Raw genomic sequence first — 17317 nt, 5'->3', positions numbered from 1 at the left:
TATGATATATATTAACTTATAGCTTTTCTATTACAAAAATTCCATTGCTCAATGTTTTGTATTCAAAATCATATCCCATATGATCCAAGGTATTGATTATGTCTTCTTTAGATACATATCCTCCGAAAAATTTATTCAACCTGTTGTAGAATTCAAATAAATCAACACTAACGTTAGTTGTATCTTTAAAAAACTCCTCTGCAATAACTACTTTTCCCCCAGTTCTTGTAGCATCCATCATTTTCTTTAAAAATGTCTTTATAGAGGGAGCGTATTTTAGTGTATATGTACAAATTACATAATCGTACTTGTTTTTAATTATTGCATCACGGAAATCTATTGGTTTCAATGTTGCCCAGTCCATACCCTGTCTTTTAACCCTATTTTCTGCGATTTTAAGCAGTTTTTTTGAGAAGTCAACTCCGGTGTATTTCCCATTTGGCCCCAATCTAGAAGCATAAAATTCCGGAGATCTTGAACCACATCCAACATCTAAAATACTATCGTTAATATCTATATCGAGGTACTCAGCTATTATCTCCCTACATGCATTTGAGTATGAAGTATTTGATATCATGTCCCAAATATCAGCATCCTTTTTAAAATTGAGTAATATATCAGGGTGATCATAGCTTATAAGAGCATATCTAGCCAAATTTGCCATGAAATCATACCTTAATATATAATCTTCCATAAAGTAGTCATACAAAGGATGCTTAAGAGTTATTTGAAACTCGCTATTTAACTCTAGAACCTTATCTTCACATTTAATAATCCCGAGCTTTACTGCAGTTTTTATATAATCTATGAGAAAATCTTTATTTGGGTAACTTAAAAAATCGGTTACATTATCCAATTTAGGATTATATTTAATGGTCTCAAAAATCCCAAAGTTTAATCCCTGTTTGAAGAAGGTGCATAACAAGTAATCATTTAAATACTCTATGGTAGTATCCATAGCTTTAAGATTATTTTTCATACTTTTAGTTTTGTAACCAGCAATGTTCTCATAAATTTTATCTGTCATACCCTCACTTAGCGAGTTTGTTCTATTGTTATCCAATTCCCCTACCCTGACTTCATGATTGTATGCGCTATTGTCCATGCTTTCACCACTTGTTAATAGAATCGTAATCTTTCAAGTATTCAATGACGTTCTTGCCATACTCCGTCATTATGTATATTTTCATTCCCTCTTTACTTACGCATTCTACTAAACCCAGCTCAACTAATGAAGAATTTCCATTGTAACGATTTCCCATTCCTTTTAAACATCCTAAAACATTGCTGGGGTCCGAATTTACCCTTCTTGAAAGTTCTGAGAGATATATCCCGTTAGGGTAAATCCGGTAAAGGAAATACATTATCTTCTTTCGCAATTTACTTTTATTTAAAGATCTTATTATGGTGGGGTTAATAAAAATCATGTCATCTGTATTCATGGTACCCTCCCCAATGAACTTGTTATACATTTAATTATTATTCAATGCAGTATTGGTTATCATAGATATTAGGCCCTTAATACTGTTAACCACTGAAGAAAATACGTTCCCTAAAAAACCCTGTTCCCTGCTCTCTTCCGGTTGTTTACTTGACTGACTATTTTCAGTACTGTTCTCAGCTAATTTATTAATATCTGGATTTTGTTCCTCTGCGTTAAACTCAGTATTTTTGTTGTTTTCTGTTTCCATGTGGCTTTCCTTCTTTTCGAGGGTCAAATTTATGCTTTTCTTTAAAATCATTGGGTGATATTTTCCATTATCATATACGAAATCTGGTATTTTTGTATAAAGATTGGCAGTATAATTACCATTATCTAAGTCATTCACTGGGATATTAACTAAGTTAGTCTCTAAAGAGTGTAATGTTCCCCTGTAGTATTTACTTCTATAAACCGTAGAACCATTTTTTTCCATCTCTACCCAGTACTCATAGGATATGTTAACAGGATAGTTACTGGCCAGTTCTGAAGATATATGTGCATGAATTTGATTCTCATCGTAGGATAGATTATCTATATTGAGTGGTGCTATGACTTTAGTGACTTTATTGATACTTGTTGGCACTTTACTTAGTAGATCAATTGCAGAGTATCTCCCAATCTTATAGTAGTCACTGATTTCCTTTGAAATCGTTCCGGTACCTTCAGTGTATATTATCTCGATATCTTTAAACTCATCAACAATTGGAACAGCAAAAAACACAGTGTATCCTTCAAATCCTTCTTTAAATTCAATTTTAAAATCAACTGTAGTTATTCCATCATTAATACTCCTTGGTGGTACTTCCACTATTTTCTCCGAGCTCTTTGCCCTTAAACTTCCATTATGATCTACCACCTCTATCCAGGTTTTATATCTAACTTTCTTATTTAAAGGATTTTCCAACACAACTACGCAGGTATTGTTAAAACCTGCAACAGGATAATCAACAAATAAATGGGAATCTTTATTAACAGTGGCTATTTTAGGCTTTAGTGTATTATTATAATATACTTTCTTAATATTTAATATACTATACGCATTGAAATGAACGGTTCTTATACTATCGGCTAATGCATAATCGGTTTTCACAGTTATTTTTATGTCTCCATTAACTTCCCTATTAAACTTCATAGGTATTGAGTACGTTTCCTTTCCATGTGCCCTTACTTCAAAGTATATCTCAGTAGGATATTCTGCAACCTCTTCCTTGAAGTCATCTTCAACTAGGATATATCCAGAAAGTGTTTTATTATAATTATTTTTTAGAGTTACTTCCATAGTATAGTTCTTTCCAACTAGAACATTACCGGAATTGTTAGTCAATAATGTTATGGAATCATCATTTGGATACTTTATTTCGGATATAATGACTGGAGGGATTTCTTCAGGAGTTACATCTATACTTTCAGTTTTGTTATAGGTAAATATTTTGTCATCAGTATAAACTACAAATCCAATATCTTTAGGACCGGAATATCCAATATAACTTGGAGTGTAAATCTCTTTAACCTCAAATCTATCTAATTTTACTTTTATAAGACGCTGACTTCCTGTTGGGTCCTTAATTAAAATATTTGCATTAACATCCTGATCAAATCTATTTTTCAGTTTTAATTTAAGAACTACCAAATAAGAGTCATTTGTTAAATAAACTCTTGGTAAAAGCTTTTTATTTTTATATTGTGATATTGCCCTACTTTTAAGGACTTTTTCAATCTCATCATCTTCAATTCCTGAACTATCGTAGAATTCTCTTACTATGTAAGAATTATTTTCATTTATTTCATTGACAACCGTGTAATCCATTAAAGATACTGGAAAAAGAAACTCCTTATCACTTTTCTTGTAATCGTAGTATATCTTCCCATCGTTATCTATTTTTCTTTCAGTTTTTTCCTCACCATCGGTATAATCATGAAGACCCATTACCAGGGTGTGGACTTGAATTTTTACACTATCATCGTCATAAACTATAGGGGGAATCTTAAATGAAACTTCAGCTTCTCCATGTAATGGCAGGTATATGGTTTTACTGTCATTTTCACCGTAATAAAGAACTCCATCGTCATTTTCATTTTCACTGGCATCTTTATTGTAATTTTTAGATACTACTGCAATCCATGTCTTGACCTCATAGTCTGTTTGAGAATATGGATTGCTCTCTAAAGTGACCCTAAACCATTGTGAATTACATACTTCAACATTTGGATTATTGTTATCTATGTAGGAATCCTCACAAGTTATACTTTTCACGTCTATGGGGTTAACCACATTTACAGTAATTGTTTTAGAATTTATGGTCTCCCCATCCTCTATGAGTGAAATATCCACATTATGGGGGCCCACTTCTTTAAATTTCAATTTTATTTCAACTATATTTTCCTTATGTGAATTGGGAGAAAGCGGTATTATTGGAGACTCCCAAGTCTCATCTTCGTACTCTGCCTTAATTTTAACATTATGCTGGTAAGAATCATGATTTACAAGTCCAATATAGATAGACGGAGAACTGGGATCAATATAGAGGGCACCGCTGGTAGGATTTTCATTGAAAGCCCAAATTTTATAAATTTCAACATTATCCTTAGCCAGGACATCTTGGCAACCAATACCAGTTATAATAAATATTATTACTAATAAATAATACTCCATTTTTTCCATAATCTTCCCTCTATGTCTAAAACTTTCTAAATTTTATTTAAAATAATTTTTGTGTATATGTTTATGTAGGTTCATATTAGCGATTCATCGAAAATGAGATATACCAATTAGCCACAGATGTGTATGTAATCATGCTAAGGTGATTTTATGGGGTTGAAAATAGTAAGCTCAGTTATTATACTTTTTACATTGGTTGGAGTAGTTAATGGTGTTCCATATAAGTGGGCATCTACGATACCTGTTGAATTTGTTCCACTTTCAAATATGGATAATTCAAAGGAGGTAGATTATTACCTAAACAAGCCAAATATTGTGATATTCTACATAGATGATAATTTTAAATTAAACGATCGAAGCAAGGAAATTCTTCGTCACCTAAATATTACCCAGGATAAAGAACCCATAGGGGTTATTCCGGACTATGGAAACTATACCTTCATCAGTACAAATGGATTTTTTGTAGTATATCCAAAAAAATATGTGTATAGAAGCGAAAATGGGGGAGCATTAATCTTTAACCCACCCAAGGAAGTTAATGAAAATAAGGATGTGTTTGAAGTAAAAAATTTATTACTTGATGAAAAGAATAGTATTTACGAAATTAAAAACAAAAAACTGTTTGTACCCTATCCAGCAAGTCTTGAGAATAAAAAAATTCTGGATTTCGTAGGCCAGTACGTTGCAGAAAATGGAGGCACTTTTGCATACATAAACAAAGTTCCACCATTTTACAAACAGGTTGTTATCAGCGGGGTTGCTGTACAAAATGCAATTCCCGATCCTCAAGGAGATAGTGCGATTTCAGTCGCTGGAAGAAAAATAACGGTAGATGTACGTGATGAAGAAATTATCAATAAAAAGATAAATAAAATTAAAATAATCTCGAAATTATTAAACATCAATACAACATACATAACAACAGGTTCTGAAAATATCAATATAATAAAAGAAAATAGACCTACAAATGATGAAATCAAAACCTTATTAAACGATTACTGGTTCAAGAAGCGTTATTTAGGATATTACTCCCACCTGCACTATGAACCCTCAAATCTAAATGAACTAACAAAAGATTTTGATATTCTGGCTATGAGTTATTACCCACTAATTTATGTTGATAAAGCCCCTGAAACTTTCAAAAATGACCCAATCGGAGGATACTATCCAGAAACCATCTCATATAAAGGTACTGAAGAAGTAGGGTACTGGGAAAAAGGCCCAAAATCTGAAAACAACTACTACCATTACGATGGGGAGGACTACTGGAAGGATGACGAGAAAATCTCAGGGGACTACTGGAGTTTTCAAGGAAAAAGAGTCCCATTAAGGAATGAATCAGATTTAAATGACAAATATAGATACTTTAACTACTGGTTTGTTAAAAATTATGGCTATGCCATAAGTCAGGGAGTTAATGGAATAATTTTATTTACAAATGATGAAGATTTACTTGATGCAGTCTTTAAAAGGGACAGCGAAAATATTCAATGGAAATTAAACATTGAAGATCTAGATTATATCGTAGTCCCTTATTACAGTAGTATAACCGAAGAAAACGGTGTTATGGTTATAAACATTCCCGGAATAAACAACAATGAAATAAATGGCGTACATTTCATTAAAGAATACTACCTACCTCCAAAGGATGAAGAGTATGGAGTTTATGTTGCAGATGTCATTGAATACGATATCAATAAAATTTATGGTCTGAAGGACAACTACACATGGATATGCTCATTCAATGATTATGCCAATTGGATAAAAAAATACAAGAAAAACAGTATTAAAATATTGAATAATAGCGTCTATTTAAAATCAAAGGATGGTGTAAAAGTAACTATCTATAAAAAAGACATGATTAATCTTGGAAAAGTGTCAACATGTCCAAATAGTTCTTTGGAGAACTATAATAAAGAAATAAACAAAATTGTTATTGCAAATCCCCCTAGGGAATTAGTTTTAAATTAATAAAACACATTTTGAGTAGTGATACTTATGAGATTGGGATTCTATAACCTACAGGGCGGTACTGGAAAAACCACTATTGCAGGAAATATCGCATATTACCTCAGTGATAAGGCAAAAACAATTTATGTAGATTGCGATATATACGCAGGTTCTGGAGCGATATTATTTGGTCTTGAAAATGCCCAACACACACTAAATTCTTATTTATCTGGAAATAGTGGGTTAAACGACAGTATTAACCATTATAGGGATTTGGCAGTCATAGTAAGCGATTCAACACCCAATGCATTTAATACAGATATCGATCAGAAGAGGCTTTTAGAATTAATAGAGACGCTAAACGAAAACTACGATATAGTAATACTAGATTTACCACCCAATATCACAGAAGGTAACTTATTATTCTCGTCTTTAAACTTGGAAGAAAAAGTTGTAAGTAAGATGATAGTTGTAGCAGAGGACAGTATTCCTGGAATTGCAAATACTCTTAAAACCATAGAGTTACTCTATGCACTTGATATAGACGTTGTTGGTGTTATTGTAAATAAATACCGAGATATTACAAATTTTGAAGAAGTATTGGAAGATGTTATGGCAGTATTACCATACGATGAAAAAGTTGAACTTCAATGGGTAGAAGCTGTCCCAATTATTGAGAAGAAATCAAAGTTTAGTAGGGAATTAAGTTACTTAGCAGAAGATCTGGCAGAAGTATATATACAGAAAGACTTAGCCGCATTGAGAGCTCTAAAATTAGCAAAAGAATTAAAAGAAATAGGTCTAAAAAAGGTAGATGAAGAAGAATAACATATGTATAAAATTCCATTTGGTGAAATAAATGCTTACTAAGAGAATTATCCCATGTCTCGACATTAAAGAAGGTAGAGTAGTTAAAGGTACTAACTTCTTACAGTTGAAAGATGCTGGGGATCCGGTAGAACTGTCCAAGATATACAACGAACAAGGGGCCGATGAATTAGTATTCCTAGATATCACTGCATCCTATGAAAAAAGAGACATACTAATTGATTTGGTTGAGAGAACTGCGGAACAGGTTTTTATCCCACTAACCGTTGGTGGAGGCATAAAATCAGTTGAAGATTTTAGAAGAATACTAAGAGCCGGTGCTGACAAAATATCAATAAACACTGCTGCAGTTAAAAACCCAAATCTCATAAAAGAAGCTGCAGATATATTCGGAGCTCAGTGTGTGGTTGTGGCCATTGATGCAAAAAGAAACTATGTAACTGAAGATGAACTGAGCTCTAAGAAGTTGGAAGATAAATACGTTATTAAAGTCGATGATAACAAATACTGTTGGTTTGAAGTTTACATCTACGGAGGTAGAGAAGGAACAGGGATTGACGTGATTGAATGGGCCAAGGAGGCTGAGGAGTTAGGGGCTGGAGAAATATTATTAACAAGTATGGATGCAGATGGTACCAAAGATGGTTACGATAACCATTTAACAAAAGCCGTATCAGAAAATACCAAACTCCCAGTTATTGCAAGTGGCGGTTGCGGCTGTGCAGAACATGTCTATGACACATTTAAATATGGAAAAGCGGATGCAGCTTTGATGGCCAGTATTTTACACTACCGGGAATACACCGTTGAAGATATAAAAAATTATTTAAGAGAAAGGAATATTCCCGTCAGAATTTAAACAATTAAAACTCCTTTTTATCAGTATTTTTTATTAATACTCCACTTCAATAATTTCATAAAAAAGTATATATATACTAATTATACAGTATTTTTTTCAGAACTATCATGATTAATAATGATAAATTTGACAATTGTCGAATGGTGGGATAATGAATATAGAATGTGATATAAATCATATATTATCATCAAATATTAAATCAAAAAACTTGAAAATAAAAGGAAATATAAAATTTTCGGAAGCTCCAGTGGCAGAGGAGGATTTTGAACCTATGGGACCTACCCCAAAGCCAAAAATACCGACCCTTAGGAAGTGGGATTTCAAACTGTTAAAGAGGTATCCTCCTTTTTACATGCCAATCTGTGATATGTGCTGTCTATGTACCTTTGGAAAGTGTGATTTAAGCAGGGGTAAAAAAGGAGCCTGTGGGTTGAATATTTCATCTCAGCAAGCTAGGATAGTATTGATAGCGTGCTGTATAGGTACGGCATGTCATGCTGGACACAGTAGGCATCTAATACACACGTTGATTGAAAAATTAGGGAAGGATTACCCTATAGATATGGGGAACAATATAGATGTAGAAGCACCAATAACAAGGACGATAATGGGCATTAAGCCAAAAACACTTGGAGATTTAGAAAAGGTTTTAGACTACTGTGAGGAACAAATCACACACTTACTTTCAGCAGCTCACACCGGCCAGGAAGGTAGCAGTTTAGACTTTGAAAGTAAGGCCATGCATGCAGGTATGATCGACGATTTAGCAAGGGAAGTTGGGGACATTGCTCAAATAGTAGGTCTTAAAATGCCTTGTGGGGATGAAAATGCACCATTAATCGATTTAGGACTTAAAACAGTCGATAAGAATAAACCAGTAATTCTGTGCATAGGTCATAACGTCGTTCCTGGCGCAGAGATTATGGATTACATAGAAAAGAAAAACTTAGAAGATGATATAGAAGTCTGTGGTATATGCTGTACTGCCATAGATGTAAGTAGATATAATGACAGGGCCAAAGTTATTGGACCTTTATCAAGGCAGTTGATGTTCGTCAGAAGTGGAATCGCAGATGTAATTGTGGTGGACGAACAGTGTATAAGAACAGATATATTGGAAGAAGCCAAAAAAACTGGATCCATTTTGATAGCAACAAATGAAAAAATGTGTTTGGGATTGGAAGATCTTTCCCACTTAAGTGACGATGAAATTATAAGCACCATATTAAGAAATAGAGCTGGTTTAATACTGGATGAGAGCAAAGTCGGTAAAATAGCAGTTGAACTTGCAAAGATTGTTTCAGAAGAAAGAAAAGATAAAAAATATCTTCCTGAATTGGAAGAAGTTAGAAAACTTGCAAATGAATGTACAGAGTGCGAATGGTGTAACAGAGTATGTCCGAACTCATTTGAAATAAAAGAAGCCATGATAGATGCCAAGGAAGGGAATTTTGACAAATTCATTGAACTATATGAAAAATGCTACAGTTGCGGAAGATGTGAATCAGAGTGTGAAAGAAACCTACCAATCGTAACTATGACCACAAAAGTTGGAGACTATTTCTTCAAAGATCTGAACTTCAAAATTAGAGCTGGAAGAGGTCCAGTACAAGATATTGAAATAAGAAGAGTAGGAGCTCCTATTGTATTCGGAGATATTCCAGGGGTTGTAGCATTGGTAGGTTGTAGCAACCATCCAAATGGGGAAGAGGAGGTAGCTCTTATAGCCAAGGAGTTCCTTGAAAGAAAGTACATAGTTGTCACCACAGGATGTGCCGCAATGGCAATTGGAATGTGGAAGGATGAAGATGGAAAAACACTTTATGAAAAATATCCTGGTGAGTTCACAGCAGGAGGTCTTGTAAATTGTGGAAGCTGTTTAAGTAACTGCCACATAACAGGAGCTGCCATAAAAATAGCCAGTGTATTCGCCAAAGTACCTTTAAGAGGAAACTACGAAGAAGTTGCAGATTATATATTAAACAGAGTTGGAGCGGTTGGTGTTGCATGGGGGGCAATGTCCCAGAAAGCTGCTGCAATTGCCACCGGCGTTAATAGATGGGGTATTCCAGTAATAGTAGGACCACATTCAACCAAGTACAGAAGAATGTACCTAAGTGACGGAGAAGACTTCGAAGTAATGGATAAGAGAACAAAAGAAATAATGAAAACAGATCCTACTCCAGAACATTTAATAACTTCTGCTGAGAGCATGAAAGAAACTATGGTATTAATACCTAAACTATGTATGAGACCTAATGACGGTCCTAAAGGTAGGGGAATGAAGATATATCACTACGTAGATGTCTATGAAAAGTACTTTGGTTGCATGCCACCAGACCTGGAAAAATTCGTCAGAACAGAAGCAGATATTCCATTTATGATAAAGGATAAAGTTATGAAGTATTTAAAAGAAAAAGGATGGAAACCAAGAGAAAAGATACCAAAAGAGCCGACGTTAATCTATTAAACTAAATACTAAAACATATTTTTGGGTGAAAAAATGCTTGGAAAAACTACGCCTTATCAGCCAACTGCAGGAACTAATTTAAATCATGCTGAATTGATAAGTACAAAAATAGTCGCTCAAATGATAAAAAGAAGTAAAAATCCAATATTAATAGTTGGAGATAAAGGGGAAGGGATAGAACATTTAGAAAATCTCAATATAAAAAAAATCCATGTTCCAAAAGATATGAATTTACTCGATGCCATGAAGATGATTTCAAAGGAAGATTATGATTTAGCCCTATTCTCTGGAATTACATACTACTACCTCGCCCAGGCTCTAACACATTTAAAACATTTCTCAGATATTGTAACTATAACAATTGACAGATATTATCACCCAAATGCAAAATATTCATTTCCAAATATGGAAACTGTAGAATATATAGAAGCCGTTAAAAGACTTGTAATACTTTGCAATAATCCCTAATTTGGTGAAAAAATGAATCCAAAGATAATAGTACTTGACCCATCAAAGTGCTCAAAATGTGATGACTGCATTAATAAATGTAAAGAAGTTCATGGCACTAGCAGAATTAAAAAAGCAGGTACTGTTCCAGTGTTTTGCATGCAGTGTGAAAATGCTCCATGTATGGAAATATGCCCCGTAAACGCAATATACTTAAAAGAAAATATTACCATAGTAAACGAGGATAAATGCATTGGCTGTGGGATGTGTGAGATAGCCTGTCCAATTGGGGCGATATTCATTGAAGATGGAATTGCACATAAATGTACTCTATGTATGGATACTGATAGAATCACCCCAGCTTGTGTTGAAGCATGTAAGGATAACGCACTTAGATTTATCTGCAATGAATGTTTAGATATGGTAAAAGAAGAAAGAAGAAATAAGTTAATGAAAATAATAAGTGATGAATGGAGAGAAGAAATATAATCTCAATAATCATATGAATTTTCTTATTTTATTACATCATAATATTATTTTTAGAGTATATAATAAAAAGGCATAAATATCTTTTTTTAAAAATGTTTAACAATTATAATGATTAATAATGATGAATATACTTTATAATAGTCAATTGGCTTGGTGAGAAAAATGGTCGTTGAAAATATAATTGAAGGGGCCAAAAAGGTGTTAAGTTTAACAAAAGAAAGCCTGAAAGATGTAGAAAACAAACCAGTGGGTTACAAAGATACAAACTATAATTTACCTACAATACGCGGGCTACTTGGAAAAGAGATCAAGAACCTTGACGAATTGAAAGAATTTATAAATTCTCTCGAAGTTAAAGAAGAAGCTACCTTAGAAAATGCCCTTGATGCAGGGGTTTTAACCTTAATGTGTGCAGAGGCTTTAGAAACTCTAAAGTATGCTACAGAAGAAGAACCCTATAAGGAACCTTATGTTGGATTTATCCCTGATAAAATTATAAGGGATTTAGGGGTCCCACTTGTAGAAGGAAAGATTCCAGCCATTTTTGTAGTTATTGGGAAAGTAGGGGATAGTGAAAAATTAAAGAAATTAATTGATGACATAAAAAAGAGAAATATTTTGACCTTATTTATTGGGGACATTGTTAAAGAATTGGATGAAGCAGGTATAGAGTACGGACTGGATAAGCTATTAGTTCCAGTTGGAGAAGGTATAACCTCCGCAGCTCATGCTGCAAACCTTGCCATAAGGGTGCCTTTAATATATGGAGGTATTGAACCTGGAAAAACAGAAGATATAATCGACTACATAAAAAATAAAGTTCCCGCAATTGTTATAGCATTGGGGGAAATTGATGATATAACCTTATCAGCAGGTGCTGGATGTATAAAGGCGGGGGTTCCTGTTATAACAAACAACCCAGTTCCTGAAATAAAAGGAGCTCTGGAAAGTTCAGACATTGATAATATTGTAGAAAATGCTTTAAAAATGAAAAATATTGAGGTAAGGACGGTGACAGAAATGGACGAAACAGAAATTCCTGTATCAGTAGGGCCTATGAATGAAGGAGAAAGAGTAAGAGGTCCAGACATGCATGTTGAACTTGCAGGACCTAAGTCATTTGGTTTTGAACTTGTAACGGTAGTAGATGAAGCTTCTGATGAGGTTAAAATAATTGGAAAAGACATTAAAGACATGGAAGAAGGTAGTAGATCACCTTTTGCAGTAATCATCAGAGTTAGTGGAGATAATCTGGAAGAAGATTTAGAAGGAGTATTGGAAAGAAGAATCCACGAGTTTTTCAACTACATAGAAGGTGTCATGCACTTAAACCAAAGAGATAGCGTCTGGATCAGAGTAAACAAAAACGCTGCTAAAAAAGGTTTAAGTCTCCAACACATAGGAAAAATTGTTCAAAGTTTATATAAGGCAGAATTTCCATTCATAAAGAATATAGATGTCATATTGATCACAGATGAGGAGGAAGTTAAAAAAGAATTGGAAAACGCAAAACAAATCTACGACAGAAGAGATGCAAGAGCCAGGGATTTAAATGAAGAAGATGTTGATGTATTTTACGGATGCATCATGTGTCAAAGTTTTGCTCCTACCCACATCTGTGTTATAACCCCTAACAAACCTGCATTATGTGGTGGTATAAACTACTTTGATGCCAGAGCTGCAGCAAAAATAGATCCTGAAGGTCCAATATTTGAGATACCTAAAGGAGAATTAATAGATGAAACTAAAGGCATCTATAGTACTATAAATGAGGTAGTTAAAGAGAAATCACAGGGTTCAATCGAAGAAATAGCATTACATAGTATAATGGAAAAACCTTCAACCTCATGTGGTTGCTTTGAAGCCATTACCTTCTATATCCCAGAAGTTGATGGATTTGGTATTGTCCATAGGGACTTTAAAGGAGAAACCCCGATGGGCGTTCCATTCTCAGCACTTGCAGGACAGTGTAGTGGTGGAAAACAGGTTGAAGGTTTCTGTGGAATGTGTATTGAATACATGAGGTCATCTAAATTCTTCCAGGCCGATGGAGGATGGAAAAGAGTTGTATGGATGCCTAGTGAATTAAAAGAAAGGGTTAAAGAATCAATCCCTGAAGAATTGCTTGATAAAATAGCAACAGAAGAGAACGTATCAGATACAAACGAATTACAGGAATTCTTAAGAAGCAAAGCCCACCCAATCGTTGAAAGTTGGACTGAAATGGCTGAACCTGAAATGGAGGAAGCTGTTGAAGAAGCAGGATTTGAAGGCGACTTTGAAAGTTCAGCAGGTTCTGACTTTGTAGTTCCTACCATGGAATTACCTGCAGGATTTGGAGGACTACCGTCTAACTTCAAGATAATACTTAAAAATGCAGTTATTAAAGCTGAAAAGATAATAATAACAAAAGAAGATGGAAAATCAAAAAAATAATTTAATTAATTTTTTACCATTTATTTATTTTTTATTCTCTGAGCTCTCTATTTTTTTAATCATGTCTTCGGCAAATTTTCTTAATCGTTTAATCTCAAGGTCGGATTCACACAATACATCAAGGTCTATACCTTCTCCCCTTAAAAATGATATGTAATATAATGATAACAAATGAATAGTAACCATTTCTGAAACTTTTTCAATACTTTTTAATTCTGAATTCTCTTTTATATCAACTTCATCTAAAAACTTTAAAATAACACGTAATACATCTTCAGATATCCATTTTATATCGCAATAGTATGGGAATAGTTTTTTTGCCTGTTCCTTTCCATAATTCGCAACAATATGCTGTATCCATTTCAAAAGAATAACCGTAGTTTCAACTGAATTATCCAATTTAGACAATAAATAACCATCATCATTCTGTTTTTTATTTTTAATTATCTCAGAATTTTCTAGTTTGGATATACATTCCTTAAGTTTTTCCAGTGAATCCATGGACAGCATAGTACCCCTACTAATAAGTTCTAAATTAATTAGGGGTACTATTTTATTTATATTTTTCTATAAAATAGCATATTTAAATTTACAAATTTAGTCGATTATAAAAAAAGAATTTTTCCCTCAGGGATCGTGCATAAGCCCCTTGTGTCTTTAAGTGTCCAGATATTCTGTTTGTATCCCTCGAGCGATTAGTACCAGCGAGCTAAACACCTCGGTTACCCTTGGTGCGTACACTCCTGGCCTATCGAACCTGTCTTCTACAGGAGCTCTCGTCTCCGAAGAGACTGGCTGCCTATTTTCAGGACGGGTTTCGGGCTTAGATGCTTTCAGCCCTTATCCCTTGGCGCGTGGCTGCTCGGCAATGCCCTGTCGGACAACCGATCGACTAGAGGCGCCGGCAGTTCGTTCCTCTCGTACTAGAACCACCTTTCCCTCAGGCAGCCGACACTTCCAGCAGATAGCAACCAACCTGTCTCACGACGGTCTAAACCCAGCTCATGATCCCCTTTAATGGGCGAACAGCCCCACCCTTGGGTCCTGCTGCAGACCCAGGATGGGAAAAACCGACATCGAGGTAGCAAGCCGCGGGGTCGATATGGGCTCTTGCCCGCGACAACTCTGTTATCCCCGGGGTAGCTTTTCTGTCATCCCTGGCCCCCATCAGTGAGGCACAGGGGTTCGTTAGGCCCGGCTTTCGCCTCTTGGTTGCCTTTTGTTAGCAACCAAGTCAGGCTGGCTTTTGCCCTTACACTCAACAGCGGAGTCCTGACCCGCTTGAGCCAACCTTTGGGCCCTCCTGATGCATTTTTAGGAGGGTACCGCCCCAGTCAAACTGCCCACCTACCGGTGTCCCCCTACAGGGGTTAGGGACATGGTCATGGGAGGGTGGTGTCCCATGGTCGCCTCCACCTCCCCTGGCGAGGAGGTTTCGATGGCTCCCACCTACACTGTACACCCACAACCATGCCTCAACGGCAGGCTGCAGTAAAGCTCCACGGGGTCTTCGCTTCCCACTGGAAGTCTCCGGCCTTTGCACCGGAATGGTAGGTTCACCGGATTCCGGTCGGGGACAGTGGAGGTCTCGTTACGCCATTCATGCAGGTCGGAACTTACCCGACAAGGAATTTCGCTACCTTAAGAGGGTTATAGTTACCCCCGCCGTTTACTGGCGCTTCACCCGGTTGGAACCGGGGTTCACGTACCAGCACTGGGCAGGCGTCGGCCTTAGTACACACCTTTTCAGGCTAGCTAAGACCTATGTTTGTATTAAACAGTCGGACCTCCCTGGTCACTGCGACCAGCGACCCCACATTTAAGTAAGGCCGCTGGCACCCCTTCTCCCGAAGTTACGGGGCCAATTTGCCGACTTCCCTCGACCGAATTCATCCGCTACGCCTTAGGATACTCACCTAGGGGCACCAGTGTCGGATCTGGGTACGGACGTCTAGAATCCCTGCCAGTTCCCTTTTCACGGGCTCCAGAGCTCGACCAAACTCTCCTAACGGAGAGCTCATCACGCTTTCATCCGGTTCTCGTTATTACAACTCTCCCCGGACTTATACGCTTGACTGCCCAGACAAAGGCAGTTGGCCTACCCTGAAGCGTCAGGAACTGACCTAGCGTTGCCGCGTGTATCTAGACGGCGCGGGAATATTAACCCGCTTCCCTTTCCTCTCAAAGGAGTTACCTCGAGAGTTAGGACCGGCTTACCCACAGCTGACAACCATTGCTGTGGAACCCTTGCCCCTTCGGCGGTGGGGATTCTCACCCCACTTATGCTGTTACTACTACCGGGATCTTCATTTCTACGAGGTCCACTCGACCTCACGACCGAGCTTCTGCCCTCGCAGAACGCCCCCCTACAGGATCACCTTTCGGTGCCCTCAGGTCTCGGTGGCCGGTTTAGCCCCGTCCATTTTCGGGGCCCTTGACCTCGACAGGTGAGCTGTTACGCACTCTTTAAAGGGTGGCTGCTTCTAAGCCAACCTCCCTGCTGTCTTAGGCCAAGGACGCCCTTCGTGTTCACACTTAACCGGCACTTAGGGACCTTAACCTGAGTCTCGGCTATTCCCGTCTCGGACATACAGCTTACCCGTATGCCCTAACTCAGAGGCTGCGGCGACGACAGGTTCGGAGTTTGACAGAATGGCGAGGGCTTTCGCCCCCTAACCACCCTATCAGTGCTCTACCCTGCCGTCTACCTAACCTCCGGCTGACCTGCGGGTCACTTCGGGGGGAACCAGCTGTCTCCGGGCTCGATTGGCCTTTCACCCCTAGACCGAGGTCAGAAGAGTGCTTCGAACGGCAACACCTCTGCAGGCCTCCATCCCTCTGATGAGGGACTTCACCTTGCCCCGGCCTAGATCGCCCGGTTTCGGGTCGTATGGCTGTGACTCCGGGCCCTTAAGACCCCGTCCCTCGGCAAAAGCCTGCGGACTTGTTGGTTTCCCTACGCCTCCGACCGTTAAGGTCTTAAGCTCGCCACAACCATACACTCCCCGGCCCGTTTTTCGAAACGGACGACACAACCCTGGCTCTATCCCTCGTAACGCCCTTTTGCAAGGGTTTCCTTCGGGATAGTTGCCTTTGGGGCCGTGCCATACTGTCCCTATCTGGTTTCAGGCTCTTTTCACACCCGATTAAGGGTGCTTTTCAGCTTTCCCTCACGGTACTAGTACGCTATCGGTCTTGGAACGTATTTAGAGTTGGAAGTTGATGCCTCCCAAATTCCCGCGCGATATCCAACGCACGGTACTCAGGGACATCTCCAGCCCAGGTTAGTTACACCTACGGGACTTTCACCCTCTATGGTGTGACGTTCCAGTCAACTTCGGCTTCCCAACCTGGACCTTAGGAAATGCCCTACAACACCACATCTCCCTTTCGGGATTCAGTTTGCTCTGTTCCGCGTTCAGTCGCCCCTACTAACGGAATCCCTGTTGGTTTCTTTTCCTGCGGGTACTAAGATGCTTCAATTCCCCGCGTTCCCGACCCTTACGGGTCGCCCTAACGGGCAGGAAGTCCCATTCGGGAATCCCATGTTCAAAGGCTGTATGCGCCTCGCATGGGCTTATCGCAGCTTACCACGCCCTTCATCGGCGTTCCAAGCCAAGCCATCCCCCAGATAGGATAGTGGATAAACAGAATATCTGGATATCACCAGACACAGGGGCTTATGCACGACCTTCA

The 17317-nt window shown here is 37.7% G+C and carries 11 protein-coding genes and 1 rRNA gene; 7 read left to right on the top strand and 5 right to left on the bottom strand.

Annotated elements, in window-relative coordinates:
* Positions 1-16 precede the first annotated feature (16 nt).
* From F555_RS0105405 to F555_RS0105395, 3 genes are read right to left on the bottom strand one after another with little or no spacing between them, the layout of a single operon-like run.
* Positions 17-1105, bottom strand: coding sequence for a class I SAM-dependent methyltransferase (locus F555_RS0105405; RefSeq protein WP_018154201.1), 1089 nt, complete (start codon positions 1103-1105; stop codon positions 17-19).
* Positions 1106-1109: 4 nt separating this feature from the next.
* Positions 1110-1442, bottom strand: a complete 333-nt coding sequence (locus tag F555_RS0105400; RefSeq protein WP_018154200.1) for a helix-turn-helix domain-containing protein — start codon at positions 1440-1442, stop codon at positions 1110-1112.
* A 30-nt stretch (positions 1443-1472) separates the two neighbouring features.
* On the bottom strand, positions 1473-4145 hold the full coding sequence (locus F555_RS0105395) for a hypothetical protein (protein ID WP_018154199.1): 2673 nt from the start codon (positions 4143-4145) through the stop codon (positions 1473-1475).
* A gap of 147 nt (positions 4146-4292) precedes the next feature.
* On the opposite strand from F555_RS0105395, the gene F555_RS0105390 reads away from it, so the two are divergent.
* The 7 genes from F555_RS0105390 (at position 4293) to acsB (ending at position 13621) form a co-directional block, all read left to right on the top strand.
* Positions 4293-6113 (top strand): hypothetical protein, encoded by a 1821-nt coding sequence (locus tag F555_RS0105390; protein WP_018154198.1) that lies wholly within the window; start codon positions 4293-4295, stop codon positions 6111-6113.
* 27 nt (positions 6114-6140) lie between these two features.
* The gene (locus F555_RS0105385; protein WP_018154197.1) at positions 6141-6920 is read left to right on the top strand and encodes a MinD/ParA family ATP-binding protein; all 780 of its coding nucleotides are present in this window, start codon (positions 6141-6143) and stop codon (positions 6918-6920) included.
* 31 nt (positions 6921-6951) lie between these two features.
* Positions 6952-7779 carry an imidazole glycerol phosphate synthase subunit HisF gene (gene hisF, locus F555_RS0105380; protein WP_018154196.1) on the top strand — a complete coding sequence of 276 codons (828 nt, stop codon included), beginning with the start codon at positions 6952-6954 and terminating at the stop codon, positions 7777-7779.
* 151 nt (positions 7780-7930) lie between these two features.
* A complete protein-coding gene (gene cdhA, locus F555_RS0105375) occupies positions 7931-10249 on the top strand; it encodes a CO dehydrogenase/acetyl-CoA synthase complex subunit alpha (protein ID WP_018154195.1) in 2319 nt (772 codons plus the stop codon).
* Positions 10250-10282: 33 nt separating this feature from the next.
* Positions 10283-10717, top strand: coding sequence for a carbon monoxide dehydrogenase beta subunit family protein (locus F555_RS0105370; protein ID WP_018154194.1), 435 nt, complete (start codon positions 10283-10285; stop codon positions 10715-10717).
* Positions 10718-10729: 12 nt separating this feature from the next.
* Positions 10730-11185, top strand: a complete 456-nt coding sequence (locus F555_RS0105365) for a 4Fe-4S dicluster domain-containing protein (RefSeq protein WP_018154193.1) — start codon at positions 10730-10732, stop codon at positions 11183-11185.
* A 162-nt stretch (positions 11186-11347) separates the two neighbouring features.
* A complete protein-coding gene (gene acsB, locus F555_RS09305) occupies positions 11348-13621 on the top strand; it encodes an acetyl-CoA decarbonylase/synthase complex subunit alpha/beta (protein WP_018154192.1) in 2274 nt (757 codons plus the stop codon).
* Positions 13622-13645: 24 nt separating this feature from the next.
* Here the strand turns inward: acsB and F555_RS0105355 are convergent, their stop codons facing one another.
* Together F555_RS0105355 and F555_RS0105350 are read right to left on the bottom strand one after the other, a co-directional pair.
* Positions 13646-14131 (bottom strand): FlaD/FlaE family flagellar protein, encoded by a 486-nt coding sequence (locus tag F555_RS0105355; protein WP_018154191.1) that lies wholly within the window; start codon positions 14129-14131, stop codon positions 13646-13648.
* A 165-nt stretch (positions 14132-14296) separates the two neighbouring features.
* Positions 14297-17273: ribosomal RNA gene (locus F555_RS0105350) — 23S ribosomal RNA — on the bottom strand.
* Positions 17274-17317 lie beyond the last annotated feature (44 nt).

Origin of the sequence: Methanothermococcus thermolithotrophicus DSM 2095 (assembly GCF_000376965.1) — an archaeon.
In the GTDB taxonomy this organism is placed as follows: Archaea; AGJL01; Methanococci; order Methanococcales; family Methanococcaceae; genus Methanothermococcus; species Methanothermococcus thermolithotrophicus.
The sequence above is the reverse complement of the archived record's forward strand: the minus strand, read 5'-3'. Positions and strand labels throughout refer to the sequence as shown.